This is a genomic window from Nocardioides cynanchi, from assembly GCF_008761635.1.
GTDB classification, from domain to species: Bacteria; Actinomycetota; Actinomycetes; order Propionibacteriales; family Nocardioidaceae; genus Nocardioides; species Nocardioides cynanchi.
Map to the genome: position 1 here is coordinate 674,859 of NZ_CP044344.1, position 24,967 is coordinate 699,825.

Annotated in this window: 23 protein-coding genes and 4 tRNA genes; 12 read left to right on the forward strand and 15 right to left on the reverse strand. The window is 70.8% G+C overall.

Annotated features, from left to right (window positions below):
* Positions 1 to 37 precede the first annotated feature (37 nt).
* The 5 genes from E3N83_RS03540 to E3N83_RS03555 all read right to left on the reverse strand — a co-directional run bounded on the left by E3N83_RS03540 (position 38) and on the right by E3N83_RS03555 (position 4,133).
* The gene (locus E3N83_RS03540; protein WP_151082004.1) at positions 38 to 781 is read right to left on the reverse strand and encodes a phosphoadenylyl-sulfate reductase; all 744 of its coding nucleotides are present in this window, start codon (positions 779 to 781) and stop codon (positions 38 to 40) included.
* Positions 778 to 936 carry a hypothetical protein gene (locus E3N83_RS19415; protein ID WP_191907930.1) on the reverse strand — a complete coding sequence of 53 codons (159 nt, stop codon included), beginning with the start codon at positions 934 to 936 and terminating at the stop codon, positions 778 to 780. The genes E3N83_RS03540 and E3N83_RS19415 overlap by 4 nt, the downstream gene beginning before the upstream one ends.
* Positions 933 to 2,675 (reverse strand): nitrite/sulfite reductase, encoded by a 1,743-nt coding sequence (locus E3N83_RS03545; protein WP_151082005.1) that lies wholly within the window; start codon positions 2,673 to 2,675, stop codon positions 933 to 935. The genes E3N83_RS19415 and E3N83_RS03545 overlap by 4 nt, the downstream gene beginning before the upstream one ends.
* Before the next feature lie 260 nt (positions 2,676 to 2,935).
* Positions 2,936 to 3,337, reverse strand: a complete 402-nt coding sequence (locus E3N83_RS03550; protein WP_151082006.1) for a hypothetical protein — start codon at positions 3,335 to 3,337, stop codon at positions 2,936 to 2,938.
* Between the two features lie 10 nt (positions 3,338 to 3,347).
* The gene (locus tag E3N83_RS03555; protein ID WP_151082007.1) at positions 3,348 to 4,133 is read right to left on the reverse strand and encodes a heavy metal-binding domain-containing protein; all 786 of its coding nucleotides are present in this window, start codon (positions 4,131 to 4,133) and stop codon (positions 3,348 to 3,350) included.
* 47 nt (positions 4,134 to 4,180) lie between these two features.
* Between E3N83_RS03555 and E3N83_RS03560 the strand changes: the two genes are divergently transcribed.
* Positions 4,181 to 5,644, forward strand: a complete 1,464-nt coding sequence (locus E3N83_RS03560; protein ID WP_202879389.1) for a glycine hydroxymethyltransferase — start codon at positions 4,181 to 4,183, stop codon at positions 5,642 to 5,644.
* Positions 5,645 to 5,799: 155 nt separating this feature from the next.
* Here E3N83_RS03560 and E3N83_RS03565 read toward each other — a convergent pair whose 3' ends face one another.
* A complete protein-coding gene (locus E3N83_RS03565) occupies positions 5,800 to 7,446 on the reverse strand; it encodes an acyl-CoA dehydrogenase family protein (RefSeq protein WP_151082009.1) in 1,647 nt (548 codons plus the stop codon).
* Positions 7,447 to 7,463: 17 nt separating this feature from the next.
* On the opposite strand from E3N83_RS03565, the gene E3N83_RS03570 reads away from it, so the two are divergent.
* Together E3N83_RS03570 and E3N83_RS03575 are read left to right on the forward strand one after the other, a co-directional pair.
* On the forward strand, positions 7,464 to 8,477 hold the full coding sequence (locus E3N83_RS03570; RefSeq protein ID WP_151082010.1) for a YihY/virulence factor BrkB family protein: 1,014 nt from the start codon (positions 7,464 to 7,466) through the stop codon (positions 8,475 to 8,477).
* Between the two features lie 103 nt (positions 8,478 to 8,580).
* On the forward strand, positions 8,581 to 9,576 hold the full coding sequence (locus E3N83_RS03575) for a potassium channel family protein (protein ID WP_151084861.1): 996 nt from the start codon (positions 8,581 to 8,583) through the stop codon (positions 9,574 to 9,576).
* Positions 9,577 to 9,733: 157 nt separating this feature from the next.
* On the opposite strand, the gene E3N83_RS03580 is transcribed toward E3N83_RS03575, so the two are convergent.
* The 5 genes from E3N83_RS03580 to E3N83_RS03600 form a co-directional block, all read right to left on the reverse strand.
* A complete protein-coding gene (locus tag E3N83_RS03580; protein ID WP_151082011.1) occupies positions 9,734 to 10,420 on the reverse strand; it encodes an NADPH-dependent F420 reductase in 687 nt (228 codons plus the stop codon).
* Positions 10,421 to 10,919: 499 nt separating this feature from the next.
* Positions 10,920 to 11,624, reverse strand: coding sequence for a LamG-like jellyroll fold domain-containing protein (locus tag E3N83_RS03585; RefSeq protein ID WP_151082012.1), 705 nt, complete (start codon positions 11,622 to 11,624; stop codon positions 10,920 to 10,922).
* Positions 11,625 to 12,187: 563 nt separating this feature from the next.
* A tRNA-Val gene (locus tag E3N83_RS03590) sits at positions 12,188 to 12,262 on the reverse strand.
* 18 nt (positions 12,263 to 12,280) lie between these two features.
* Positions 12,281 to 12,351, reverse strand: a tRNA-Cys gene (locus E3N83_RS03595).
* Positions 12,352 to 12,377: 26 nt separating this feature from the next.
* Positions 12,378 to 12,450: transfer RNA gene (locus tag E3N83_RS03600), tRNA-Gly, on the reverse strand.
* Positions 12,451 to 12,551: 101 nt separating this feature from the next.
* On the opposite strand from E3N83_RS03600, the gene E3N83_RS03605 reads away from it, so the two are divergent.
* The 3 genes from E3N83_RS03605 (at position 12,552) to E3N83_RS03615 (ending at position 14,907) form a co-directional block, all read left to right on the forward strand.
* Positions 12,552 to 13,373: an aminotransferase class IV gene (locus tag E3N83_RS03605; RefSeq protein WP_151082013.1), complete on the forward strand. Its 822-nt coding sequence runs from the start codon at positions 12,552 to 12,554 to the stop codon at positions 13,371 to 13,373.
* A gap of 93 nt (positions 13,374 to 13,466) precedes the next feature.
* Positions 13,467 to 13,538, forward strand: a tRNA-Val gene (locus E3N83_RS03610).
* 730 nt (positions 13,539 to 14,268) lie between these two features.
* Positions 14,269 to 14,907: an NAD(P)-dependent oxidoreductase gene (locus tag E3N83_RS03615; protein ID WP_151082014.1), complete on the forward strand. Its 639-nt coding sequence runs from the start codon at positions 14,269 to 14,271 to the stop codon at positions 14,905 to 14,907.
* 315 nt (positions 14,908 to 15,222) lie between these two features.
* Here the strand turns inward: E3N83_RS03615 and E3N83_RS03620 are convergent, their stop codons facing one another.
* Complete coding sequence (locus tag E3N83_RS03620; protein ID WP_151082015.1) at positions 15,223 to 17,181, reverse strand: DUF4012 domain-containing protein; 1,959 nt, start codon at positions 17,179 to 17,181, stop codon at positions 15,223 to 15,225.
* Between the two features lie 113 nt (positions 17,182 to 17,294).
* On the opposite strand from E3N83_RS03620, the gene thrS reads away from it, so the two are divergent.
* Positions 17,295 to 19,283 (forward strand): threonine--tRNA ligase, encoded by a 1,989-nt coding sequence (gene thrS / locus E3N83_RS03625; protein WP_151082016.1) that lies wholly within the window; start codon positions 17,295 to 17,297, stop codon positions 19,281 to 19,283.
* A 34-nt stretch (positions 19,284 to 19,317) separates the two neighbouring features.
* Here the strand turns inward: thrS and E3N83_RS03630 are convergent, their stop codons facing one another.
* Positions 19,318 to 19,809, reverse strand: a complete 492-nt coding sequence (locus E3N83_RS03630) for a GNAT family N-acetyltransferase (RefSeq protein ID WP_151082017.1) — start codon at positions 19,807 to 19,809, stop codon at positions 19,318 to 19,320.
* A gap of 76 nt (positions 19,810 to 19,885) precedes the next feature.
* Between E3N83_RS03630 and E3N83_RS03635 the strand changes: the two genes are divergently transcribed.
* Positions 19,886 to 20,428: an HIT family protein gene (locus E3N83_RS03635; RefSeq protein WP_151082018.1), complete on the forward strand. Its 543-nt coding sequence runs from the start codon at positions 19,886 to 19,888 to the stop codon at positions 20,426 to 20,428.
* Entirely contained in the window at positions 20,425 to 21,192 is a 768-nt protein-coding gene (locus E3N83_RS03640) for an inositol monophosphatase family protein (RefSeq protein ID WP_238343049.1), read from the forward strand. The genes E3N83_RS03635 and E3N83_RS03640 overlap by 4 nt, the downstream gene beginning before the upstream one ends.
* A gap of 24 nt (positions 21,193 to 21,216) precedes the next feature.
* Here the strand turns inward: E3N83_RS03640 and E3N83_RS03645 are convergent, their stop codons facing one another.
* The gene (locus E3N83_RS03645) at positions 21,217 to 21,846 is read right to left on the reverse strand and encodes a hypothetical protein (RefSeq protein ID WP_151082019.1); all 630 of its coding nucleotides are present in this window, start codon (positions 21,844 to 21,846) and stop codon (positions 21,217 to 21,219) included.
* A gap of 74 nt (positions 21,847 to 21,920) precedes the next feature.
* Here E3N83_RS03645 and E3N83_RS03650 point away from each other — a divergent pair, with 74 nt between their 5' ends.
* Genes E3N83_RS03650 through E3N83_RS03660 form a run of 3 tightly spaced genes read left to right on the forward strand, consistent with a single transcriptional unit; the run spans position 21,921 to position 24,812 of the window.
* Positions 21,921 to 23,846 carry a thiamine pyrophosphate-binding protein gene (locus tag E3N83_RS03650; RefSeq protein WP_151082020.1) on the forward strand — a complete coding sequence of 642 codons (1,926 nt, stop codon included), beginning with the start codon at positions 21,921 to 21,923 and terminating at the stop codon, positions 23,844 to 23,846.
* A gap of 52 nt (positions 23,847 to 23,898) precedes the next feature.
* Positions 23,899 to 24,570 (forward strand): RNA polymerase sigma factor, encoded by a 672-nt coding sequence (locus E3N83_RS03655; RefSeq protein ID WP_238343050.1) that lies wholly within the window; start codon positions 23,899 to 23,901, stop codon positions 24,568 to 24,570.
* Positions 24,567 to 24,812 (forward strand): anti-sigma factor family protein, encoded by a 246-nt coding sequence (locus E3N83_RS03660; protein ID WP_151082022.1) that lies wholly within the window; start codon positions 24,567 to 24,569, stop codon positions 24,810 to 24,812. The genes E3N83_RS03655 and E3N83_RS03660 overlap by 4 nt, the downstream gene beginning before the upstream one ends.
* 14 nt (positions 24,813 to 24,826) lie before the next feature.
* On the opposite strand, the gene E3N83_RS20180 is transcribed toward E3N83_RS03660, so the two are convergent.
* Positions 24,827 to 24,958, reverse strand: a complete 132-nt coding sequence (locus E3N83_RS20180; protein ID WP_272950287.1) for a hypothetical protein — start codon at positions 24,956 to 24,958, stop codon at positions 24,827 to 24,829.
* Between the last annotated feature and the right edge of the window lie 9 nt (positions 24,959 to 24,967).

The window sequence follows — 24,967 nt, forward strand, 5'->3', positions numbered from 1 at the left end:
CTGTCGATCTGGAAGGAGAAGCAGTCGGGGCGGGTCATCAGTGGATCCCGCACTCGGTCTTGGCGGTGCCGGCCCAGCGGCCGCTGCGCGGGTCCTCGCCGGGCGCGACGCGGCGCGTGCAGGGGGCACAGCCGATGGAGGGGTAGCCGTCGTAGACGAGGGGGTTGACCAGCACCTGGTGCTCGTCGATGTAGCGGGCGACGTCGTCGTCGCTCCAGCGGGCCAACGGCGAGACCTTCACCTTGCCCTTGCGGGCGTCCCAGCCGACCACCGGTGCGATCACCCGGTTGTGGGTCTCCGCGCGGCGCAGACCGGTGGCCCACGCGTCGTACTCGTGCAGCGCCTCGGCCAGGGGCCGCACCTTGCGCAGCGCGCAGCACAGGTCGGGGTCGCGCTTGTAGAGCTCGGCGCCGTACTCGGCGTCCTGCTCGGCGACGGTCTGCACCGGCGTGATCGGGATCAGGTTGACCGGCATGGTCGCGCCGACGGCGTCGGCGGTGCCGATGGTCTCGGCGAAGTGGTAGCCGGTGTCGAGGAAGACGATGTCGATGCCCGGTGCGACCCGCGAGGCCACGTGCGCGAGGACGGCGTCACCCATCGACGAGGTGATCGCGAAACGGTCACCGAACGTCGCGACCGCCCACTCGATGATGCTCTCGGCCGGGGCCAGCTCCAGCTCGGCACCCACGTGCGAGACCAGCTCGCGCAGCTCCTCGGGGCTGCGGCCATCGGTGTGGGTGCCGCGGAAGTTGCGGGCGCGGGTGGTGGGCAGGGAGGTCATCGCAGGCCACCGGTCGGGCGGATCAGGCCGAGCATCTTCAGGGAGAAGGCCCGCAGGCAGGCGCGGCACTCCCAGGTCCCGTGCCCCTCCTCGTGGGGTCGCAGGTCCTGGTCGCCGCAGTAGGGGCAGTGGAACGGCACCGCGCGCTCGCTCATGACGCGACCGCCCTCGGGTTCCGCTGCTCGAGCTTGTCGAGACCCTCACCACGCAGCAGGTCCTCGTCGGCCCGCGCCACCCACGCCGCGAAGGTCTCGTCGTCCGCACGCTCGGCCAGGAAGTTACCGACCACCGCGGTGACGTAGTCGTCGAGACCCTCGCTGGTGACCTTGTGGGCGCGCAGCTTGCGGCCGAAGTTGGCCTCGAGGCCGGTGGCTCCGCCCAGGTGCACCTGGAAACCCTCGACCTGGCGGTCGCCGTCCATCACCAGCTGGCCCTTGAGGCCGATGTCGGCGACCTGGGTGCGGGCGCAGGCGTTCGGGCAGCCGTTGACGTTGACCGTGATCGGCACGTCGAGGTCGGGGAAGCGGCGCTCGAGCTCGGCGACCAGGTCGCGGGCCCGGTTCTTGGTGTCGACGATCGCCAGCTTGCAGAACTCGATCCCGGTGCAGGCCATCGTGTTGCGGCGCCAGTTCGAGGGGCGGGCGGTCAGCCCGATCTCGTCCAGGGCGGTCAGCAGGTCATCGACGACGTCGGGCTCGACGCCGATCAGCACGATCTTCTGGTACGGCGTGAGCCGGGCGCCGGCCACGGCGTACCGCTCCATCAGGTCGGCCAGCTGGACCAGCATCGTGCCGGAGACCCGGCCGACCGTGGGTGCGATGCCGACATAGCGTCGGCCGTCCTGCTGGGGGTGGACCCCGATGTGGTCGCGGTGCCCCACCGGCGAGGCGGGGGAGTCGCAGGAGACCAGCGGGCGCTGGAGGTACTCGTTCTCGAGCACCTCGCGGAACTTCGCCACGCCCCAGTCGGCGACCAGGAACTTCAGCCGGGCGCGCGAGCGCAGCCGGCGGTAGCCGTAGTCGCGGAAGATCGAGATCACGCCCTCCCAGACGTCGGCGACCTCGCCGACCGGGATCCACACCCCGACCTTCTGCGCCAGCATCGGGTTGGTGGACAGGCCGCCGCCCACCCACAGGTCGAAGCCCGGCCCGAGCTCGGGGTGCACGGTGCCCACGAACGACACGTCGTTGGTCTCGGGGGAGACGTCGTGCCCGGGGTGCCCGGTCAGTGCGGTCTTGAACTTGCGCGGCAGGTTGGAGAAGTCGGGGTTGCCCAGGTAGCGGCGCGAGATCTCCTCCAGCGCGCTGGTGCCGTCGATGATCTCGTCGGCGGCGATGCCGGCGACCGGCGAGCCAAGGAACGGCCGCGGCGAGTCACCGCAGGCCTCCATCGTCGACAGCCCGGCGTCCTCGAGACGCTGCCAGATCTCCGGCACGTCCTCGATCCGGATCCAGTGGTACTGGATGTTCTCGCGGTCGGTGACGTCAGCGGTGTCGCGGCCGAAGTCGACCCCGATCGTGCCGAGGGCGCGCACGGTGTCGTGGCCGAGCAGGGCTCCGTCGGTGCGCACGCGCATCATGAAGAACTCGTCGTCGAGCTCCTCCTCCTCGAGCATTGCGGTCTTGCCACCGTCGAACCCCGGGGCGCGCTGGGTGTAGAGGCCCATCCAGCGGAAGCGGCCACGCAGGTCCGCCGGGTCGATCGAGGCGAAGCCGCGCCGGGAGTAGACGTGCAGGATCCGGTCGCGCACGTTGAGCGCGTCGTCGTCCTTCTTGGACTGCTCGTTCTTGTTCAGCGGCTCGGTGTAGCCGAGCGCCCACTGACCCTCGCCGCGCTTGGGGCGGGGGATCTCGGTCCGGCTGGCCGGACGGGCGGAGAAGCGGAGATCTGGCATGAAGGTCGGGTCCTTGGCTGGTGCCGCGCTCGACGGTGGGCGCTGGGTGGAAGCAGAGCAGGGGCGGCGGTTCAGCGAGGCCAACAGATCATGCTGCGGGTACGGCCGAGGTCCACGTGGCGTCGTACCACGAGGTGCGTACCGGTCGCTGCGCTGATCATGGAGCCAGTCTCAGGGGGCGGACACCCGTTTCACAAACTGAAATCCCGAGGATTGAGACAACTGCCCATATTATGAGATGCTCGGGTGGCGGCGCGGCGTCAGAGCCCAGCGGCGACGTCGCGGGCCGCGGTCAGCGCCGCGGACGCGTCGTCGACCTGGCCGGTACGACGTACCAGGTCGGCCACCACCCGGCTCAGGGCCGCGCCCACGTCGCCGGGCTGCACCTCGGTGCGCTGGAGGACGACCCCGCCGACCACGTGCAACAGAGTGGGCGGCTCGGTGCACGACCAGCAGCTCTCGGGACCGAGCCAGACCGACGCGGGCACGGCCGACCGCAGGAAGCCCTTGGGCGTCGCCGGCGTCGTCCGGGTGCCGGGCAGCCGGGTCAGCAGGTCGGTGACGGCGTCGAGCCCGGACGTCCGGGCGGTCGCCTCGAGGACCGCGCCGACGGCCAGGGGGTCCGTCGGGTCGACGTAGCCGTCGGGGAGGCCGGCGGTCACCGCAGGGCTGTCATCGGAGGGGCAGCACGAAGCCGGGGTCGAAGCCGGCGGCCTCGCCGACCTTGCGCACGGCGGTCCCGGACGTGAAGAACTCCAGGGTGTGGGTGCCCCACATCCACTCGCTGGCCTGCCAGTCGACGCCGGTCACGCCGCTGGCCTGGACCCGCTCGGCCTCGGCCTGCATCCGGGACAGCGCGGTCTCGCGGGCGTCGTAGTAGCCCTGGGTCCACTGCGGCATCTCGATGTTCTGCCCGATCTGGCGCAGCGTCTGCATGAAACCCTGCGCGGCGACGTGCCAGACGCACACGCCCATCACGAACTCGACCGGCACGTGTCCGGTCTTGAGCAGCGTGTAGAAGTCCTGGACGTTGAGGTGGCTGGTGAACGGCGCGCCGTCCGGTCGGCGCATCTCGCCGGGCCGGTCCTTGGAGACGATCGAGGTGCCGACTGCGATGAACTCGATGTGCTCGGGGCTGACGCCGTGCTGCCGGAAGGTCAGCCGGGTGCCGACCACGCCGTCGGCTCCCACCTGGGCCGCCTCGGCCAGCATCCGGCCCATCGCGTTGGTCCGGGCGGTGTACATCGCCTGGCTCAGCACCTGGAGCTCGGTCGACTGGCGGAGGTTCTGCTGCTGCCAGCCGATGTGGTAGACCGAGCTGCCCATCACGAACTCCATCGGCCGGAAACCGGCCGCGTCGAGCAGGGCGAACTCGCTCACGGAGAGGTCGGAGGTCCACACCCGGCCGGCCTCGGCGAGGCGCGCCGAGGCGACGGAGTCGGGGGTCAGATCGGTCATGCGGCGAGCCTAGACCCGGTTGGTTCTAGGCTGCTGCCATGAGTGACATGCCGACCGGCCAGACCCCTGCCGACACCCTGGCCAAGACCGCGTCGACGGCCTACGACGCAGCGCTGGAGGTGATCGGTGCCGTCGAGCCCCGCATCGCCGCCGCCACCCGCCAGGAGCTGGCCGACCAGCGCTCGTCGCTGAAGCTGATCGCGAGTGAGAACTACGCCTCGCCCGCCGTCCTACTGACGATGGGCACGTGGTTCTCCGACAAGTACGCCGAGGGGACGGTCGGGCACCGTTTCTATGCCGGCTGCCAGAACGTCGACACCGTCGAGTCGATCGCGGCCGAGCACGCCCGCGAGCTGTTCGGTGCGCCGTACGCCTACGTGCAGCCGCACTCGGGCATCGACGCCAACCTGGTCGCCTTCTGGTCGATCCTGGCCCACCACGTCGAGACGCCGGCGCTCGAGCGGCTCGGCGCCAAGAACGTCAACGAGCTGTCCGAGGCCGACTGGGAGACGCTGCGGCACGAGTTCGGCAACCAGCGACTGCTCGGCATGGCGCTCGACGCCGGCGGCCACCTCACCCACGGGTTCCGGCCCAACATCAGCGGCAAGATGTTCCACCAGCAGCAGTACGGCACCGACCCGGAGACCGGGCTGCTCGACTACGACGTGGTGCGGGCCAAGGCGAAGGAGTTCAAGCCGTTGGTGCTGATCGCCGGCTACTCGGCGTACCCACGCCGGGTGAACTTCGCCAAGATGCGCGAGATCGCCGACGAGGTCGGCGCCACGCTGATGGTCGACATGGCGCACTTCGCCGGGCTGGTCGCCGGCAAGGTGTTCACCGGCGACGAGGATCCGGTGCCGTTCGCGCACCTGACCACCACCACCACCCACAAGTCGCTGCGCGGGCCACGCGGCGGCATGGTGCTGGCCCAGGAGGAGTTCGCGGCCGACGTCGACCGCGGCTGCCCGATGGTGCTCGGCGGCCCGCTGTCGCACGTGATGGCCGCGAAGGCGGTCGCCCTCGCCGAGGCTCGGCAGCCGTCGTTCCAGACCTACGCGCAGGCGATCGCCGACAACGCGAAGTCGTTGGCCGAGGGGTTCCTGTCGCGCGGCGCGAACCTCGTCACCGGAGGCACCGACAACCACATCGTCCTGCTCGACGTGTCGTCGTTCGGCCTGACCGGCCGGCAGGCGGAGTCCGCACTCCTCGACGCGGGGGTCGTCACCAACCGCAACAGCGTCCCGGCCGACCCCAACGGCGCGTGGTACACCTCCGGCATCCGGCTCGGCACCCCGGCGCTGACGACCCGCGGCTTCGGTGCCGACGACTTCGACCGGGTCGCCGACCTGATGGTCGACGTGCTCCGCAACACCCAGCCGGGCACCACCAAGGCCGGGGGGCCGTCGAAGGCGACCTACGCGCTCGGCGACGGTGTCGCCGACCGGGTCCGCGCCGCCAGCGCCGAGATGCTGGACGCCCACCCGCTCTACCCGGGACTCGACCTCGCGTAGGCAGGCGGGAGGCAGTCCCGGCTGCCACGCCAGGGAGCGCCGCAGCGAGCCTGCTCGCCAGGCGGCCTGATGCCCGACCACCGCGGCTGCGGCCTGGGATGTACCTCAATGGGGCCGATCGGCCTCATTGACCCAGTTCTCGGTCACCTTCCCCGTCAGAGCACGGGGGTGGCACGTTCCACGATCGACGCGAGGTCGGTGCCGGGGGAGGTCAGCGTCCCGTAGGTGCCGTCGTACGACGTGCCGAGCCGCGAGCCGCAGAACGCGTCGGCGACCTCCGGGGGAGCGAACCGCACGAGCAGGGAGCCCTGGAGACAGGCCGCCATCCGGCCGGCCAGCCGGCGGGCGCCGGACTCCTGGGACGCGGTCTCGCCGAGCAGCTCCAGGGTGTCGTCGACGGCCCGGTCGAGCCGGGCGTCGCCACCCCGTGCCCGGCCGACCTCGGTGATCCAGGCCGCCAGCGCCTCGGGCTCGCGCGCCAGCGCCCGCAGCACGTCGAGGGCGTTGACGTTGCCGGAGCCCTCCCACACCGAGTTCAGCGGCGCCTCCCGGTAGCGCAGCGGCAGTCCCGACTCCTCGACGTAGCCGTTGCCGCCGAGGCACTCCAGCGCCTCGGCGACGAAGCCCGGCGTGCGCTTGCAGACCCAGAACTTCGCCAGCGGCAGGGCGATCCGGCGCAGGGCGGTCTCGTGCGGGTCGTCGTCGGCGTCCACGGCGGCGGCCAGCCGGATCGCGAGCGCCGTGGCGGCCTCCGCCTCGACGGCGAGGTCGGCGACCACGTTCTGCATCAGCGGCTTGTCGCCGAGCAGGCCGCCGAACGCGGACCGGTGGGCGACGTGCCAGGAGGCCTCGTTGAGCGTGTGCCGCATCAGGGCGGTGGAGCCGAGGACGCAGTCGAGCCGGGTGGCGGCGACCATCTCGATGATGGTGCGGACGCCCCGGCCCTCGTCGCCGAGCCGGACCCCGACCGTGCCGTCGAGCTCGAGCTCCGCGGAGGCGTTGGCGCGGTTGCCCAGCTTGTCCTTGAGCCGGACGACGTCGAGCCGGTTGCGGGAGCCGTCCGGCAGCGCCCGCGGGACCAGGAAGCAGCTGAGGCCGTCCGGCGCCTGCGCCAGCACCAGGAACACGTCGTTCATCGGGGCGGAGGTGAACCACTTGTGCCCGTGCAGGGTGTACTCCCCGTCCACGCCGGTGGGTCGCGCCTCGGTCACGTTGGCCCGGACGTCGGAGCCGCCCTGCTTCTCGGTCATCCCCATGCCGGCCAGGGCACCGCGCTTGTCCGCCACCGGCCGGATCCCCGGGTCGTACGACGTGGAGGCCAGCGCCGGGACCCACTCCTTCGCGAGCCGGTCGTCGGTCCGGAGCGCCGGGACCGCGGCGTACGTCATCGAGATCGGGCAGCCGTGCGCGGGGTCGGTGTGCGACCAGGCCATGAACCCGGCGGCGCGCCGGACGTGGGCGTGCGCCGCGCCGGCCGCCTGCTGCTCCCAGGGTGCGGCCTGGAGGCCGTGGCCGACCGCACGCTCCATCAGCCAGTGCCACGAGGGGTGGAAGGCCACCTCGTCGACCCGCCGGCCGTAGCGGTCGTACGGCGTGAGCTCGGGCTCGTGCCGGTTGGCCAGCATCCCGTGCTCCCGTGCCTCGGCGGTGCCGGCCTCGGCCCCCAGGGCCACCAGGTCCTCGACGGTCCCCGCGCCGGCGTGGCGGACCACCGCGTCGACCAGGGCGAGATCGGCGGTCACGACGTTGTGCCCGGCGAGGGGCGGTGGCTGGTTCTCCGCGTCTCGGAGGGTGCTGCTCATGTCGTTACCGTAGGCCCATGCCCGAACCCGAGCCCGCGCCCGCGGTGGACCAGGCGTCGGGCAGGCCGGCCCGTGGCGTGCCGGCGTGGCCGGACTGGCTGGTCCGGCTGCGGGCGACGACGTGGCGGCTGATCGTCTCCACGGTCGGAGCCTCGATGCGGCACCGGGTGACCGGGCTGGCGGCCGAAGCGGCGTTCTTCACGGTGCTCTCGGTGCCGCCGCTGATCTTCGCCCTGGCCGGCGCGATCGGCTACGCGACCCACTCCTTCAGCCCCGACCAGGTCGAGCACGTGCGCACCGCGATCCTCGACCTCGCCTCGCGGTTCCTCACCGACTCGGCGGTCGACCACGTGATCAGGCCGACGATCAACGACGTGCTCCGCGGGGGCCGCTTCGACGTGATCTCGGTGGGGTTCGTGCTGTCCCTGTGGTCGGGCTCGCGAGCCATGCACGTGTTCGTCGACACGATCACGATCATGCACGGACTCGGCGGCCACCGCGGGATCGTCAAGACCCGCGCCCTGTCGTTCAGCCTCTACCTCCTGGCGATCGTCACCGGCGTGATCTCGCTGCCGCTCGTGGTCGCCGGGCCGCGGCTGATCCACCACTGGCTGCCCCACCGCGCCGACTTCCTGGTGGGCTTCTACTGGCCCACGGTGATCGTGATCTGCATCTGCTTCCTGGCCACGCTCTACCACGTCTCGGTCCCGGTCCGGACCAGCTGGCGCTTCAACCTGCCGGGAGCGACCTTCGCGCTCGCCGCGTGGATCCTGGGCAGCTTCCTGCTGCGCGAGTTCCTGACCGCGACGGCCGCCGACTCACGCTCGATCTACGGCCCGCTCGCGGCACCGATCGCGGTGCTGATCTGGCTCTACCTCGTCTCGATCGCCGTCCTGGTCGGGGCCGCGCTGAACGCCGCCTTCGACACTGTCTTCCCGCAGCAGCAGACGACCCGGGCCCGGCTCGAGCTGGTGACCCGGCTGCGCTACCGCCGGTCCCAGGACTCTGAGCCCGATCCGGGCGTGGACTAGATTCGCGTCCGTGCCCGCCGAAACGGACCACCCGAGCCACGGGTACGTCGTACTCCCCGACCGCGAGCGGTCGCTGTGGTGGTCGCTGACCCGCCGGCTGCTGATGGCGTTCGGGCTGATCGCGGTGACCGTGGTCATCGTCTTCGTCGACCGCAACGGCTATCGCGACTCCAACGACGCGGCCCACCACTACGGCATCAACCTGGTCGACGCGATTTACTACTCGACGGTCACCCTGAGCACGACCGGGTACGGCGACATCGCGCCGGTGTCCTCGACCGCCCGGCTGATCAACGCCTTCGTGATCACCCCGCTCCGGGTGGCGTTCCTGGTCCTGTTGATCGGCACCACCCTGGAGCTCGTCGCCGCCCAGGGCCGACGCACCTTCCGCATCGCCCGATGGAGGCAGTCCATGAACAACCACGTGGTGATCGTCGGCTACGGCACCAAGGGCCGCAGCGCCGTCGAGACGCTGGTCAACAACGGCACCGAGCGCGACCTGATCGTGGTCGTCGACCAGGGCAGCCAAGCGGTCTCGGAGGCCCACGCCGACGGGCTGGCCGTGGTCACCGGCGACGCGACCCGGCGCGAGGTGCTCCAGCGGGCCGGCGTCGCCGAGGCGAAGCAGGTGATCATCACCACCGACCGCGACGACTCCAACGTGCTGGCGACGCTGACGACCCGCCAGCTCAACGCCGACGCCTGGATCGTCGCCTCGGTCCGCGAGCACGAGAACGCCTCGCTGATGAAGCAGTCCGGCGCCAACTCGGTGATCACCTCCTCCGACGCCGTCGGCCGCCTGCTCGGACTCTCGTCGATGTCGCCGACGCTCGGCACGGTGATGGAGGACCTGCTGACGTACGGCGAGGGGCTGGAGGTCGCCGAGCGCGACCTGCTGGTCTCCGAGGTGGGTCAGCAGCCGCAGTCACTGCCCGACCAGGTGATCGCGGTGGTCCGCGACGAGGTCGTGCACCACTACTTCGACCCGGTGGTCACCCAGCTCGCGCGTGGCGACCGGCTGGTCGTCGTACGACCGGCCAAGGAGCTGCCGTGGGCGCCGAGGCCCGGCACGCACGGCGAGGAGACCGAGGAAGAGTGACCCGGCGCGCACGACGCATGCGTGGCGCTCATCTGGATCTGCTGCCATGACACCGAGTCCGTCACTGAGGATCGGTCCCGTGGTGCCACCCTCCCGGCAGCAGTAACAGTACGGTCGCCTGCCGGGCCATGTCCGGCGTTTGCCGAAAGTCGTCGGCTCAGCGGCCGGCTTCGGCCAGCCTCTCCCGCATCTGGGCGGCGGTGACCCGCCGACCGCTGCCCGGCGGGGGCGGCCAGCCGGCCTCGGGGTCGGAGTAGGGGGCGCCGTAGGCAGGCGTGTCGGGCTGGAAGCGCCAGCTGTCGCCCAGGGTCCCGGCGTCGTAGGCGTCGTACCCGATGGCGTCCAGGAACGCGGTGACGTCGGCCTTGGCCTCGGCGTCGTCGCCGGCGATCGCCAGGACCGACCGGCCGGGGTCGCCCTGAGGTCGCTGGAGCGAGCCGAGGTGGGAGAACTGGATGTTGTTGAACGCCTTGACCACCCGGCTGCCCGGCAGCAGGCGCTGCACGAGCTCACTCGAGGTCGAGGTGCCGTCGTCGAGCTCGGCGATCTGCCCGTCGCGCTGCGGGTAGTAGTTGCAGGTGTCGATCACGACCTTGCCGCGCAGCGGCCCGGTCGGCACCTGGTCGACGTTCTTCAACGGGATCGTGACCACGACGATGTCCCCGGCGGTGGCGGCTTCGGCGGCGGTGCCGGCCCGGGCGTGCGGCCCGAGGTCGTCAGCGAGGGCTTGCAGTGTCTCGGGGCCCCGGCTGTTGCTGAGTACGACGTCGTACCCTGCGTCCACCGCGAGGCGGGCGACCGTGCTGCCGATGTTTCCACTGCCGATGAGTCCGATGGTGGTCATGCAGGCGCCAACGGCGAAGCCCCCCACGGGATTCCCGCGAGGGGCGATCAGCCGGGCAGATCAACCGCTACGCAGCATGTTGGGCCCGCATCCACGAAGGCGTCCCTGCCCGGCTGGGGCCGACGCTACCCGGTGGTGCGGGACCGGCCATGGTCCGAGAGTCCCGTCGTCAAGGGACCTTCGTCCCTCGATTCCGCCGCGTCCCGGAGGAATGATCGTGGCAGTACCTCGGAAGAGTCCCGGCCCCGGGGATTACGCATCACCTGGCCGGGACCCTTCCGTCTCCCGGACACGCCAGAACGCGCCTCACAGAAGCCCGAGTGCGAGGCGCGTCCCTTCCGGCATGGAGTCCGGAGCGGTCGATCCGCTGTGCGTGACATGGAGGTCCGGCCGCACCTCCGATCCTGTCCCGGATCGGAGGCCACGTCTTCACCCATCAGGGCGGAACCTGGTGGCCGGCCAGCCACACCGATCGTGCGGCGCCGCGTCGGCAGCGGCCTCAGCCCACGCTGATCCGAGCGTCGAGCATCGCACCGTCGTACCAGTCGCCCGATGCTCCGGTGACCGTCGGGGTCTTGGCTCCGAGCACCACGGCCATGCTGTTGGAGATGGAACCGAGCCCCCCGCTGACCGTCCGGGTGCGCGGCGTCAAGCCGTCGACCTTGAGCGTGAGGCCCGACCCGGTCTTGGTGCAGGTGAGGGTGTGGACCTTTCCGTCCGTGACGTTGGTGGTCCCTCTCACGCTGGCGCTGGCTCCTCGCGAGTCCTTGACGAGGCAGAAGGCCCGGCCCTCTCCGTTGGCCCGGACGATCTCGAGCTTGTACTCGCCGCCCGACGTGCTGCTGATGCCCTTGCGCAGGACGTCGTAGTCGGTACCCGATGCGGGCGCGCGGCTCGACTGCACCGTGACGCTGTAGGAGAAGTTGCTGGCGCCGGGGTCCAGCTTGGCGGCGTCGGGAACGACCACCTTCGACCGTGCCGTCGGGTCGAACTTGTAGCCGGTGGCGCCGGTCATCTTGAGGTTGTAGGTCTTCCCGACGTTGCCGTTCCCGGAGCTGTCGCTCATCGTCGTTCCGGACGCCTCGTCCATCAGCCACACGGCAGCTGCCGTGCTGGCTGCGAACGCCCTCGTCCCCAGTCCCTGCACCACCAGGACGGAGGCGCCCGCCACCACGGCAGCGCGCCACCACGCGGATCGACACATCACAGCACCCCAAGTTTCGCCGAGACAGCCTCGCCCCGGCAGATCTCCGAGACGGGTCCGGACCGAGCCGGCATCCACCCAAGCAATCACGGCCGCAGGCGTCAGTGCGTCCCCCAAAACGGGGGTTTCGGCCAGGACACCCGGACCCGGCCTGACGCACGAACGGCCCGGAAGTGGTCGATGCCCGCCGGCACGGGTTGCCGGCGGGCATCGGTGGCGCTGGGATCTCTGGGGAAAGCGCTGCGCCGCAGGGTCGACGCTAGGAGTCGGAGCCGTGTCTGACGTCCCCTAAACGGGTCAAATCCGTCGTGCGGTCGTGGCGACGATGCCCGCCGAGGTCTCGAGTCTTCGGCGGGCATCGGTGCCGTGAACGCCCCGGATTACCCCCGACGCCGTCGGCGTCCGACCAGAACATTAGAACGGTCCAATGGGCTGATGGCACACCCTTAGGTGCGCATCCGTTGGACCTGACCGACGCCTCGCCCGGGGGATGTCACGGCCGGGCCGACAGGCCCGCGTGAGTCAGGGGCTGGGTCTCCGTTCCCGCTGAGGTGCGGTGATGCTGGTGGGCGATACTGGGATCGAACCAGTGACCTCTTCCGTGTCAGGGAAGCGCGCTACCGCTGCGCCAATCGCCCATTGATCGGGTTTCGTCGAGGTGGGTACGGGATTTGAACCCGTGTACACGGATTTGCAGTCCGTTGCCTCGCCTCTCGGCCAACCCACCGCTGGATGGGCTCGAGACCCTCTCCGAGCGGACGACGAGGCTCGAACTCGCGACCTCAACCTTGGCAAGGTTGCGCTCTACCAACTGAGCTACGTCCGCCTGCTTCCCAGGCACCCGAAGGCTGTCCCGGAACGCGAACAGAACCATAGCCGATGCCCACAGGACCACCAATTCGGGTGTGTCGCGGGTAGTTTCGCTGCATGCGCACCTGGGTGAACGGCGAGCTGCTGACCGACCCCCGCACGCCCGTGGTGGGCGCAACGGACCACGGGCTGACCGTGGGCGACGGGGTCTTCGAGGTGCTCAAGGTGGTCGACGGCCGCCCGTTGGCCCTGGACCTCCACCTCGCCCGGATGACCCGGTCGGCAGCCGGCCTCGGGCTACCCGCGGTCGACACCGACGCCGTACGACGGGGGATCGCCGCGGTGCTCGAGGCGGAGCCGCTGTCGTTGGGCCGGGTGCGCGCCACCTGGACCGGTGGGCCCGCGCCGCTCGGGTCCGACCGTGGTGACGGACCGCCGTCGCTCGTGGTCGTCGCCGCCCCCATGGACCCCTGGCCCGAGACCGCGGCCGTGGCCACGGTGCCCTGGCCCCGCAACGAGCGAGGCGCGCTCGCCGGCCTCAAGACCACGTCGTACGGCGAGAACGTGCGGGCGCTGGCTCGGGCCCGGGAGCGGGGCGCCAGCGAGGCGATCTTCGCCAACCTCCAGGGCCAGCTCTGCGAGGGCACCGGCACCAACGTGTTCTACGTCCTCGACGGCGAGCTCCGGACCCCCACGCTGCACAGTGGCTGCCTGGCCGGGATCACCCGCCATCTCGTGCTGGAGTGGCACGGCGCGGTCGAGGTGGACGCCCCGATCGACGAGATCCTGCACGCCAGCGAGATCTTCCTGACCTCCACCACCCGCGACGTGCAGGCCATCGCCCGCTGGAACGACCGCGAGCTGGCGGCCCCCGGGCCGGTCACCCTCGGGGTGGCCAAGGTCTTCCGCGAGCGAGAGGCCGAGCTCCTCGGCGCGTGAGCCTCGGCCTCGCCGGGCGCCGATGTGGCCGCACGTGGAGCGTGCGCTAAAGTCTGCGTCCGCAGTCAGAGCGCGTCACCGACGCGTCTCCCGGGGCGATTGGCGCAGTGGTAGCGCGCTTCGTTCACACCGAAGAGGTCACTGGTTCGAACCCAGTATCGCCCACCTCGAGAAACCAGCCGCTGGCCTGCAGCAGTGCAGGAACAGGGCCTGTCGCACGCCCTGGGTGGGTCGTTACGAGGTTTCCCGCCGAGTCTGGTCAGGTGACTAGCAGGAGCCGACGCATAGCGTTGTCTCAACGATGCCCGCCGGGATCCCCGAGACTCGGCGGGCATCGTTCCGATTTCCGGAGGACCGCACCGACCCGTGGCCCATCTGTGTCTGGAAGCTTCAGGACGAGCGACATACCGTCCCCGAGGTAGAGGCTGGTTCCCATCTGGGGGGACTGGGACCCAGCCGGCGCCCCGCCGGAGATCTCGCCGGCGGGGCGCGTTTCTGTCGCTGTCCGCCCGCCGCAGACCCGAGCCACCGGCGCTTGTCACGTCCCCGCATTGATCAGATTGGGCGACGTGGAGACGGAACCCGCGTCCTATCGTGGTCGACAGGCGCAGTGCTTTCTCCCAGAGTTCCAGCGCCACGCGCGCACCCGCGAGACCGCGGATGACGCGCCGATGCCCGCCGCTGGACCCGAGACCTCGGCGGGCATCGTCACGCTCAGAGCACGGCTTCCCCGGCACGGACCATCGTGCGGGCCGGACCCACGAGCCCCGGCGAGCGCCGTGGAGGACCGCACGACTGCGCGCACTGCGTCACCGAGGGACTAACCGACCCTCGTCGGACGTTGTGAGTCGTCAGCGGGCAGACCAGTCGCCCGGTCGAGACGAAGGAGATCCACGTGGCCACGATCGTCGTGTTCGGAGGCACCGGTTACACCGGTGGGAACATCGCCCGAGAGGCCACCTCACGGGGCCATCACGTGATTTCCGTCAGCCGGTCGAAGCCCGCAGAGCCCATCGAGGGCGTCACCTACGAGACCGGCGCTGTCGAGGCACTGGCTCCCAGGTTGATCCCCGGTGCAGATGTCGTTGTCGCCACGCTCTCGCCACGGGGCGACACGGCCGGGCACCTGGTCGACATCTACCGCGAGCTGGTACGGCTGTGCGCCGCAGCCGGTGCCAGGTACCTCCAGATCGGCGGGTTCAGCTCGCTGCGACCGGCGCCGGGTGCACCGCGGTTCGTCGAGGGCGAGATTCCCGAGCAGTTCCGCGACGAGGCACTCGAGGGTGAAGCCACGCGCGCCATGTTGGTCGACGAGGCCACGAGCGAGCTCGACTGGCTGTTCATCAGCCCTCCCGGTTCCTATGGCGCGTGGGCGGCCGGCGAGCGGACCGGTGAGTATCGGATCGGAGACGACGTCGCGTTGTTCGACGACGCCGGTGGCTCCGCCATCTCCGGAGCCGACTTCGCACTGGCAGTGCTGGACGAGATCGACACCCCCACCCATCACCGCACCCACATCGGCATAGCGAACTGAACCGTTCCTTCGCCGGCTCCTACGAGTCACGAGATGCCCGTCGCTGACCCAGGGCTCTGGCGGCCTGTCTCGAGTCAGCAACTCAGCACGAAGGGCACCCCACCCGCGACCGCTAGGTCTGGGTGGGGCGCGGGCCGCACGACAAGCCGGGGGGACGGGATCATCTTGCGACCATCTACGACCATACGTCGATCCATCCCGAATTGACCCGTTCGCTTCATGGTCGTGGCAGATGGCCCGTTCCTGCGTGGAGAACCGCCGGGATGCGCTGCTCGAAGGGAGCGCGACAGGCGTTCCCGTCACGCCAGCAATGAGTCAGTGTCGCGCCAGTGGGATCGCGTAGTCCAGCTTCGTCGCCACCGCGGTGTCGAGCTCGGCGGTGCCGTTCCCGAGGTCCTTCCAGCCGGTCGGCAGGCTGGTCGGGCGATAGCCGGCGGGCCAGGTGGCGATCACCTTGAGCGTCTCGGGGACGACGGTGTCCTGCGGGTCGACGGCCAGGCCGTAGGTGAGCAGACCGTCGGTGCCCACCTCGGCTGCACGGGGCACCGTGTAGCTCATGTCGAGGGTCGAGGACTGCCCGGAGTTCAGCATCATCGTGGTGTGGAAGTAGTGCCGGTTGTGCACGCCGGCGACGCTCGGGAAGCGGAACCGGGGCTGGGCCGGCTGACCGTCCAGGCTGACACCGGTCGACCGTGACTTGTTGGGCAGGAACACGCCGAGCACGGTCTGGAGGTATCGGGTCGTGTAGCCGAACTTGGGGTCCGGCACCGGGAGGTCGTACGGCGGCGCCTGGTTGTCGACGACCACCTGCAGGTGGACCTTCGCGCTGCCGTCGGCGTTCAGCTTCACGTGCGAGGTGATCGAGCGGTGCTGCCAGTAGTCGGTCTTGCTGCCGTTGAGGTTCTGGGTGAAGACCCCGATGTAGTCGTGCGGCGTCGGGCTGAGGTCGCCGGACAGGCCCACCTTCGCGAACCGGTGCTGCACCTGGGCGTTGCGGAAGTAGGTGAAGAAGTGGCGCCCGTCGGCGGAGTCCACGAGCGCCGTGAGCTTGTCCGACATGTTGCCGGCCTCGAAGAACTTCTGCCGGAAGGCCGGCACCAGCTCGGCGTTGAGCTGGTGTCGCACCTGGATCGACGCGAAGTCGCCGTAGCTGCCGGCCAGGGTCTGCACGAGGTTGGCGCCGGTGATCGTCCCGAAGTGCGGCAGGTCCACCGGCCCGGTGATCGTGAAGATGTTCGCGAGCGCCTGGAGGTCGACGCCGATGACGCCGTCGATGTGCTGCCGCGGGAACACGGTGGAGTAGCCGCGCAGCAGCTCCTCGCCGGAGACCGACCACCAGGGTGAGAACGTCGCGTTCACGACGCGGGTCGGTCCGGGCGGATGGAAGATGTTGCCCGGCACCGGCTTCCACGTCTGGAAGTAGCCGTGACCGTTGATGTCGTCGACGTTGAGGGTGCCGCCGAACGTCGCCTGCCCGTGGTCGAAGTGGATCGTGGTGAACGACAGCGCTCCGCCACCGGAGTAGCGCAGCTCGGCCGGGTTCAGCATCGCGAGGAGGTAGGTGCGAGGACCGTCGGCCCCGACGATCGACGGGAGTGACTGGACCAGCGGGCCGGCCTTGTCGTAGCTCTGCTTCACCGGCTCGAGGTAGCCCAGGGCGGTGTTCTTGGCGTTCGCGGCCGCCCGGCCGACCACCGGGGTGGTGCCGTGCACCTGATCGAGGTCAGCGAGCGCCCGGTCGAGGTGCTCGCCGATGGTCGCGGTGTCGCTCACGACCTGGTCGAGGACCGCGAGGTCGATGCTCTGGCCGCGGACCAGGGTCGAGCTGCCGCCCGAGACCATCGGGTAGAGCTGGACACCCGTCTCGGCGACCGACGTGGTCTCGGAGAGGGCGTCGATCAGGTGGCGGGCGTCGTGGACGGCGCCGCCCGCGACCGGGACCACCGACCACACGTCGCCGCCGAACCCGTTGGCGCTCGCGTCGGCCTTGTCGACGTGCGCACGGGCACTGCGTACGTCGGCCCGGGCCGTCGGCAGGTCCTTGGCCGACAGGGCGGCCTTGGCCGCGGTCAGGTCCGCCTGCGCCAGCTTGGCCTCGCTCCGTGCGGTCAGCAGTGGCCGGGCCAGCACCGCCAGCACCACGCCGACGACCAGCAGGAGGAGCACGACCAGGGCGATGATCCGCCCGCGGGAGAGCCGGCGGCGGCTCCGGCGCGCGGGAGTGCGCGGGGTCGCCTCGGGTGCCTCGGCACCCGAGGTCGGTGTCGCGCTCACGACACGAGTAAACAGGAGGCCGGGTCGTCACGGCCGGTAATGCAGGCGAAGGGGCAGCGTGCCGGTCGATACCATCGGCCCGGTCCACCCGTCGTACCACCGAAGGAGCAGTCGTGCCCGAGCTGAAGATCGTCCTCACCCACGCAGATGCGCGTGAGGAGCGGACGGTCACGACGGGCACCAAGGCCTGGGAGCTGTACGCCGACCGGCCCGACGTGGTCGCGGCGCGGGTCGGTGGCACCTTGCGCGACCTCGCCTACGAGCTGGCCGACGGCGACGAGGTCGAGCCCGTGGCGATCAACTCCCCGGACGGCCGCGACATCCTGCGGCACTCGACCGCCCACGTGATGGCGCAGGCGGTCCAGCAGCTGTGGCCGGACGCCCGGCTCGGGATCGGCCCGCCGATCGAGAACGGCTTCTACTACGACTTCGACGTCGAGAGGCCGTTCGTGCCTGAGGACCTCGACAAGATCGAGACCGCGATGCGCAAGATCATCAAGGAGGGGCAGCGATTCTCCCGCCGGGTGACCACGGACGCCGATGCGCTCGACGAGCTCCAGGACGAGCCCTACAAGATCGAGCTGATCGGGCTGAAGGGCGCCGGGCAGGGCGACGGCGCCGCCGAGGGCGCGTCGGTGGAGGTCGGTGCCGGCGAGCTGACCATCTACGACAACCTGCGCCGCGACGGCGAGCTGGCCTGGAAGGACCTGTGCCGGGGGCCGCACCTGCCGACCACCAAGCGGATCCCCGCGTTCAAGCTGATGCGCACCGCCGCGGCGTACTGGCGCGGCAACGAGAAGAACAAGCAGCTCCAGCGCATCTACGGCACCGCCTGGGAGACCAAGGAGGCGCTGGCCGAGCACCTGCAGCAGATCGAGGAGGCCGAGAAGCGCGACCACCGCAAGCTGGGCCGCGAGCTCGACCTCTACTCCTTCCCCGAGGAGCTCGGCCCCGGCCTGGTCGTCTTCCACCCCAAGGGCGGAGTCATCCGCCGAGTGATGGAGGACTACGTCCGCCAGCGCCACATCGAGGAGGGCTTCCAGTACGTCAGCACCCCGCACATCAGCAAGGACGGGCTGTTCCACACCTCGGGACACCTGCCCTACTACGCCGACACGATGTACCCGCCGATGGAGCTCGAGGGTGCGAAGTACCAGCTCAAGGCGATGAGCTGCCCGATGCACAACCTGATCTACCAGTCGCGTGGCCGGTCCTACCGGGAGCTGCCCCTGCGGCTGTTCGAGTTCGGCGGCGTCTACCGCTACGAGAAGTCCGGCGTCGTCGGCGGCCTGACCCGGGTGCGGGGGATGACCCAGGACGACTCGCACTCCTACGTCACTCCCGAGCAGGCGTCGGACGAGATCAAGCACCTGCTGAACTTCTGCCTCGGTCTGTTCCGTGACTTCGGCCTGGACGACTTCTACCTCGAGCTGTCGACCCGCGACGACAAGAACGCCGACAAGTTCCAGGGCTCCGACGAGGACTGGGTCACCGCGACCGCGGTGCTCCAGAGCGCGGCCGACGAGTCGGGTCTCGACCTGGTCGCCGACCCCGGCGGTGCGGCGTTCTACGGCCCCAAGATCTCGATCCAGGCCAAGGACGCGATCGGCCGCACCTGGCAGCTGTCGACGGTGCAGTACGACTTCGGGCAGCCGGCCGGCTTCGGCCTGGAGTACACCGCCTCCGACGGGTCGCACCAGCAGCCGGTGATGATCCACTCCGCGAAGTTCGGGTCCATCGAGCGGTTCATCGGGGTGCTGGTCGAGCACTACGCCGGCGCGTTCCCTCCGTGGCTCTCCCCGGTGCAGGTGCAGGGCATCCCGATCGCCGAGCGGCACAACGACCACCTGTACGACGTGGCGAAGCGGATGCAGGCACGAGGGCTCCGTGTCGAGGTCGACGACTCCGACGACCGCATGCAGAAGAAGATCCGCAACGCCCAGCTCCAGAAGGTGCCGTTCATGGTGATCGCGGGTGACCGCGACCTCGAGGAGGGTGCGGTCTCGTTCCGTTACCGCGACGGCCGCCAGGACAACGGCGTGCCGATCGAGGAGGCCATCGAGCGGGTGGCGGCAGCGGTCTCCGCGCGCGAGCAGGTCTGAGCCCCCGGCGCGTCGCGGGCGCTGCGGCGGCTCGTCAGCGGACGCGCTTGGTGAGCTTGCGGCACGGCGAGACGAAGTGGTCGCCGAGCGCCTCGACCGGGTAGTCCACGTCACCCTCGTCGACCCAGCCCTGGCGTGCGTAGAACGACTGCGCCCGCTGGTTGCCCCGCACCACCACCAGGAAGGCCACGTCGTGCCCGGCCGCGGCGATCTGGCGCTCGGCCTCGGCCAGCAGCACCCCCGCGACGGTGGTCCCGCGGAACGGCCGCCCGACGTAGACCTGCTCGGCCTCGTCGCCCGCGACCATGATGAAGCCGGCCAGCGCGCCGTCGACCTCGGCCACCGTGGTCTCGTCGGTCTCGGCGATCCTCGCCGTCACGCGCTGCCGGAACGCGTCGAGGGTGCGCCGCTCGGTCAGACCGTCGGGCACCAGCCCGGGATGCGCGTCGTGCCAGCCCTCGTGGAACAGCACGGCGACGGCCTCGGCGTCAGCGTCGGTGGCGGGCCGGAGGGTGGGGGCGATCACAGGCCGAGCCTAGGCCGACCTCGGGGGTGCCGTACCGCCATCGGTCGGACCGGAGCCCGCCTCCTACAGTGGCGCCATGGCCGACGACGTGGAGCAGCAGGACGGCATCGGCGGCGCCGACGGGCTCGAGCGGCTGTGGACGCCGTACCGGATGGCCTACCTGCGCGGGGAGAACAAGCCCGCCGACCACAGCGCGGGGGAGTGCCCCTTCTGCCGCATCCCGCAGCAGGACGACGACGCCGAGGGGCTGGTCGTGCGTCGCGGGAAGCTGGCGTACGCCGTGCTGAACCTCTACCCCTACGCGCCGGGGCACCTGATGGTCTGCCCCTACCGCCACATCGCGGAGTACTCCGAGACCACCGACGCCGAGGCGGAGGAGATCGCCGGGCTGACCAAGGCCGCGCTGCGGACGCTGCGGTCGGTGTCGCACGCCGAGGGCTTCAACATCGGGATGAACCAGGGCGCCGCCGGCGGTGCCGGCATCGCTGCCCACCTGCACCAGCACGTCGTGCCCCGCTGGGTGGGCGACCAGAACTTCATGCCCGTGATCGGGCACACCAAGACCCTGCCGCAGCTCCTCCAGGAGACCCGAGCGTTGCTCTCCGGGGCCTGGGCGTGACCGGTCTGGCGGACGACGGGGCGCTGGCTGTGAGCCTGGTCGTCGAGGCCGGACGCCTGGCCGCCCGGATGCGTGCCGAGGGGGTGGCCACCGAGCACAAGACCTCGGTCAGCGACGTGGTCACCGCCGCGGACCGGGCCGCCGAACAGCTGATCACCCGGCGGCTCGCACAGGAGCGCCCCGACGACGCGATCGTCGGCGAGGAGGGCGCCTCCCGGTCCGGCACGAGCGGTCGGACCTGGGTGATCGACCCGGTCGACGGCACCTGGAACTTCGTGAACGGCCTGACCTGGTGGTGCTCGGCGATCGCCTTGGTGGGGCCCGACGACGTCCTGCTCGGCGCGGTCCACCACCCGCACGACGACGCCGTGTTCGTCGGCGGCCCCACGTTGCCGTCGACCAGGAACGGCGAGCCACTGCCACAGCTCGGCGACCGTCCGCTCGCCGAGTCGTGCGCCACCACCTACCTCCACCCGCCCTTCTACGAGGGCGCGGCCGGTGCGGCGTTCGTGCGAGCGGTCTCAGCCGCGGCCACCCTGCGGATGCTGGGCTCGGGGACCATGGACCACATGGCCGTGGCGCAGGGCCAGATGGACGTCTTCTTCCAGCACAGCGTGCACGACTGGGACTGGTACCCGGGCATGGCGATCGTGCGCGGCGCCGGCGGCGTGGCGCGGCGTACGACGGCGGGCGGGGTCGAGTGGTCGGTCTCGGGCGTGCCCACGGCGGTCGCCGAGGTCTGCGCGGCGCTCGCCTCCGAGTGAGTCGGACCCCGGCGGTTTCGGCGCTCAGCCGAGCCGACCGCGAGCCTCCTCGAAGAACGCGTGGACGGCCTCCCGGTCGACCAGGTCGGAGATCAGCCGGGCTGCGCCGAAGGGCCGGTCCCAGAAGTCGTCGGCAGCGGGCACCGTCCAGGGCCCCACGTAGGCGTAGGGCGCCGGGATCGTGCTGTCGCCCGGGGAGACTCCGTAGTTGACCTCGCCGAGGCTGATGCCGACGTCGAAGTGCTCCGGCCACAGGACCGGCTCCTGTGACGGGTCGAGCAGCCGGAGGGCGTCGTTCCCGATCGACCAGGCCCGGGTCAGCGTCGCGACGGAGTCGTCGTCGACCTGCAACGTCTCGTCGACCCCCACCCCGGACCCGTCGCCGTACACGTGGTCGAGCGTGGTCGCGACCAGCCCCAGCGCCGCCGCGAGGTCACGCGGCGTCGACCCGTCGATCCGCGCGACGGCGTCCCCGCGCTCGACCCGCGAGCCGACCAGGCTGACCTGCGGCTCCGCCCGCGAGGTGGCCAGGCCACCGGGGACGACCCGCAGGCGGACGGTGTCGACCGCGGCGTGCTGCGGGCCGGCGAGCACCAGCTCCGCCACGCCGTGCAGGGACCGGCGGGTTTCCACGAGGGTCGGATCGGGCTCCATCGGGGCTCCTGTAACGCTCGTCGACTTGCCGAGACTGACGACCATCAGTCTCGCGCACCCAGGAGGCGTTACACATGGAGAGCTGGCACCGGATCGACACCGACGAGGTTCCCGACGAGGGCCGGGTGACGAGCCTCGTCGTCGACGGTCGCGCGGTCGCCCTGACCCGCTGTCGTGGGGCGGTGGGTGCGCTGGAGAACCACTGCCCGCACCAGGGCGGACCGGTGGGCGAGGGCTCGATCGAGAACGGCTGGCTGCGCTGCCCCTGGCACGGCTACGACTACGACCCGCTCACGGGGATCCCGCCGGAGGGCTTCTCCGACGCGGTGACGGCGTACGCCGTCGAGGAGCGCGAGGACGGGGTCTTCGTGCGGCTTCCAGACCACGAGGCACCGGTGCGGACCGTGGCGGACGTCATGGTGGAGACACTGGTCGCGCACGGCATCGACACGGTCTTCGGCATGGTCGGGCACTCCAACCTGGGCCTCGCCGAAGCCATGCGGAAGGCCGAGGCGCGGGGCGAGCTCACCTACGTCGGGATCCGGCACGAGGGCGCAGCCGCCTTCGCCGCCAGCGCCTACGGCAAGCTCACCGGCCGTCCGGCCGCCTGCTTCGCGATCGCCGGGCCGGGCTCGACCAACCTCCTGACCGGTCTGTACGACGCCAAGCTGGACGGCTCGCCGGTCCTCGCTCTGTCCGGCCAGGTCCCCACCAGCGTCCGTGGGCGGGGCGCCTTCCAGGACCTCGACCTCGAAGCGGTCTTCCGTGACGTGTCGGTGTGGAACGCCACCGTCAGCGGCGGGAGCGACCACGCCGAGCTGGCCGCGCTCGCGGTCAAGCACGCCTGTGACGGTCGGGGGGTGGCTCATCTGGTCTTCCCCGACGAGGTCCAGGTGCAGGTTAGCGACGCGGCGGCCATGGTCCCGGGTGGTCGCTCCACCAACCGGAGGATCCGCCCGGACGTCGAAGCCCTCGACGCGGCCGCTGCGGCGATCCGTGCTGCGAAGCGACCTGTGGTCGTGGCCGGCCACGGTGCTCGTGGCGCCGAGGCGGAGCTGATCGCCTTCGCCGAGGAGCTGAACGCGCCGGTGCTGACCACCTTCAAGGCCAAGGGCCTCGTCCCCGACACCCATCCCCTGGGAGCCGGAGTGCTGGGCCGCAGCGGGACGCCCGTGGCCAGCTGGCTGATGAACGAGTCCGACCTGCTCGTGGTCGTCGGGGCGTCGTTCTCCAACCACACCGGCATCGCGTCGTACAAGACGATCGTGCAGGTCGATGACGAGCCGGCCGCCATCGGCCGCTTCCACCCCGTCACCTTCCCGGTCCTGGCCGACGCGGCGCTGGCTCTCGACGCGCTGCGGGAGTCCGCGGTCGACGGCGAGCCGGACGACCAGCGAGCCGACGTGGCAGCACGCTGGGAGCTCTGGCGCGCGGAGAAGCAGCGCCGGGCGGTCGACGACCGGGGCCACGGGGTCTCGGCGGCGGCCGTGTTCGCCGCACTCTCGGACGCGCTGCCCGCGAACGCCGTCGTGACCGTCGACGTGGGCAACCATGCCTACTCGCTCGGTCGCTACCTCGAGTCGAAGGGCCAGCCGGTCCTGATGTCGGGCTACCTCGGCTCGATCGGCTTCGGCTATCCGGCTGCCCTCGGCGCCTGGGCAGCCGACCGGTCCCGGCCGATCGTCGCGGTCACCGGGGACGGCGGGTTCGGACAGTACGCCGCGGAGCTCACCACGGCGGTCAAGTACGGCATCCCGGTCAAGCACGTCCTCCTCGACAACCATGCACTGGGGAAGATCGCCAAGGAGCAGGTGGCCGGTGACTTCCCGGTCTGGCACACCTCGCTCCACAACCCCGACTGGGCGGCGTACGCCGAGCTGTGCGGAGCCACCGGCATCACGGTCACGGCCGCCGAGCAGCTTCCCGATGCCATGCGCAGGCTGTTCGCCGCCGAGGGGCCTACGCTGCTCCACGTCGAGCAGGACGCGGCACTGGTGTGAAGGCACGCGGGGCGCCGCCCACCACGCCGCCCGAAGGCGGGGGAGCACCGCGGTGGCCGAGTCCGGAACGACGCCCTCGTCCGAGGCCGACCTCGTCTCCGGTCTGCGGGCGCGCGACGAGGCGGCCTTCGCGACACTGGTCGACCAGTGGGGGCCGACGATGCAGCGCGCGGCTCGCGGTCATGTCTCGACCGATGCCGTGGCCGAGGAGGTCGTGCAGGACACCTGGGTGGCCGTGCTCCGGGGCATCGACCGGTTCGAGGGCAGGTCGTCCCTGCGGACCTGGGTCTTCCGGATCCTGGCCAACACCGCCAAGACCCGCGGGATCCGGGAACGGCGGACGATCCCGATGAGCAGTCTGGCCGGAAGCCTCGATGCGGGCCCGACCGTAGGCGCCGACCGGTTCCGCGGGGACGGTGACGAGCACCCCGGCGGCTGGAAGCGCTTCCCGGCCGACTGGCCGGTCGGGGTGACCGGCGAGCACCGGGTGCTGGGTGAGGAGGTCGGTGGCGTGGTCTCGTCGGCTCTGGCCGAGCTGCCCGCCCGGCAGCGCAGCGTGGTGACCTTGCGCGACCTGGACGGTCTCGACGCGGACGAGGTGTGCGCGCTGCTCGGGCTCAGCGCGGGGAACCAGCGGGTTCTGCTCCACCGCGGGCGGGCCCTGGTCCGGTCGCGTCTGGAGGACCACTTCGGCGACGCCGCGCGCTGGGGAGCCACCCCGTGAGCGAGCTCACCTGTGAGCAGCTGGTCGAGCTGGTCACCGACTACCTCGAGGAAGCACTGACCCCCGAGGCGCGCCGACGGTTCGAGCGCCACACGGCACTGTGCCCGGGCTGCGACGTCTACCTCGACCAGATCCGGATCACGATCGCCGAGCTCGGTCGGCTCACTCCCGAGCGCGTGGCACCGGACGCCCGAGACCGGCTGCTCGCGGCGTTCCGGGGCTGGGCCGCCGAAACGCGCTAGCGATCCGCCGGCGGCTACTTCTTCTTGTGGTGCATCTGCTCGGAGATCGACTCGGGATGGTCCTTGGCGCGCTTGTCGGCGCGCTTCTCCTTGATCGACTTGGAGGTCTTCTTGGTCATGCCCTGCCGCGGCGACTTGTCGCTCATGCTGGCTCC

What these genes read in the sequence shown, in the direction of transcription:
- E3N83_RS03560 (WP_202879389.1), top strand. Translation starts at nt 4,181, where the DNA reads ATGCCGACCGGCCAGACCCCTGCCGACACCCTGGCCAAGACCGCGTCG.
- E3N83_RS03570 (WP_151082010.1), top strand. Translation starts at nt 7,464, where the DNA reads ATGCCCGAACCCGAGCCCGCGCCCGCGGTGGACCAGGCGTCGGGCAGG.
- E3N83_RS03575 (WP_151084861.1), top strand. Translation starts at nt 8,581, where the DNA reads ATGGCGTTCGGGCTGATCGCGGTGACCGTGGTCATCGTCTTCGTCGAC.
- E3N83_RS03540 (WP_151082004.1), bottom strand. Translation starts at nt 781, where the DNA reads ATGACCTCCCTGCCCACCACCCGCGCCCGCAACTTCCGCGGCACCCAC.
- E3N83_RS19415 (WP_191907930.1), bottom strand. Translation starts at nt 936, where the DNA reads ATGAGCGAGCGCGCGGTGCCGTTCCACTGCCCCTACTGCGGCGACCAG.
- E3N83_RS03565 (WP_151082009.1), bottom strand. Translation starts at nt 7,446, where the DNA reads ATGAGCAGCACCCTCCGAGACGCGGAGAACCAGCCACCGCCCCTCGCC.
- E3N83_RS03585 (WP_151082012.1), bottom strand. Translation starts at nt 11,624, where the DNA reads ATGTGTCGATCCGCGTGGTGGCGCGCTGCCGTGGTGGCGGGCGCCTCC.
- E3N83_RS20180 (WP_272950287.1), bottom strand. Translation starts at nt 24,958, where the DNA reads ATGAGCGACAAGTCGCCGCGGCAGGGCATGACCAAGAAGACCTCCAAG.
- E3N83_RS03650 (WP_151082020.1), top strand. Translation starts at nt 21,921, where the DNA reads ATGGAGAGCTGGCACCGGATCGACACCGACGAGGTTCCCGACGAGGGC.
- E3N83_RS03635 (WP_151082018.1), top strand. Translation starts at nt 19,886, where the DNA reads ATGGCCGACGACGTGGAGCAGCAGGACGGCATCGGCGGCGCCGACGGG.
- E3N83_RS03605 (WP_151082013.1), top strand. Translation starts at nt 12,552, where the DNA reads ATGCGCACCTGGGTGAACGGCGAGCTGCTGACCGACCCCCGCACGCCC.
- E3N83_RS03645 (WP_151082019.1), bottom strand. Translation starts at nt 21,846, where the DNA reads ATGGAGCCCGATCCGACCCTCGTGGAAACCCGCCGGTCCCTGCACGGC.
- E3N83_RS03545 (WP_151082005.1), bottom strand. Translation starts at nt 2,675, where the DNA reads ATGCCAGATCTCCGCTTCTCCGCCCGTCCGGCCAGCCGGACCGAGATC.
- E3N83_RS03580 (WP_151082011.1), bottom strand. Translation starts at nt 10,420, where the DNA reads ATGACCACCATCGGACTCATCGGCAGTGGAAACATCGGCAGCACGGTC.
- E3N83_RS03555 (WP_151082007.1), bottom strand. Translation starts at nt 4,133, where the DNA reads ATGACCGATCTGACCCCCGACTCCGTCGCCTCGGCGCGCCTCGCCGAG.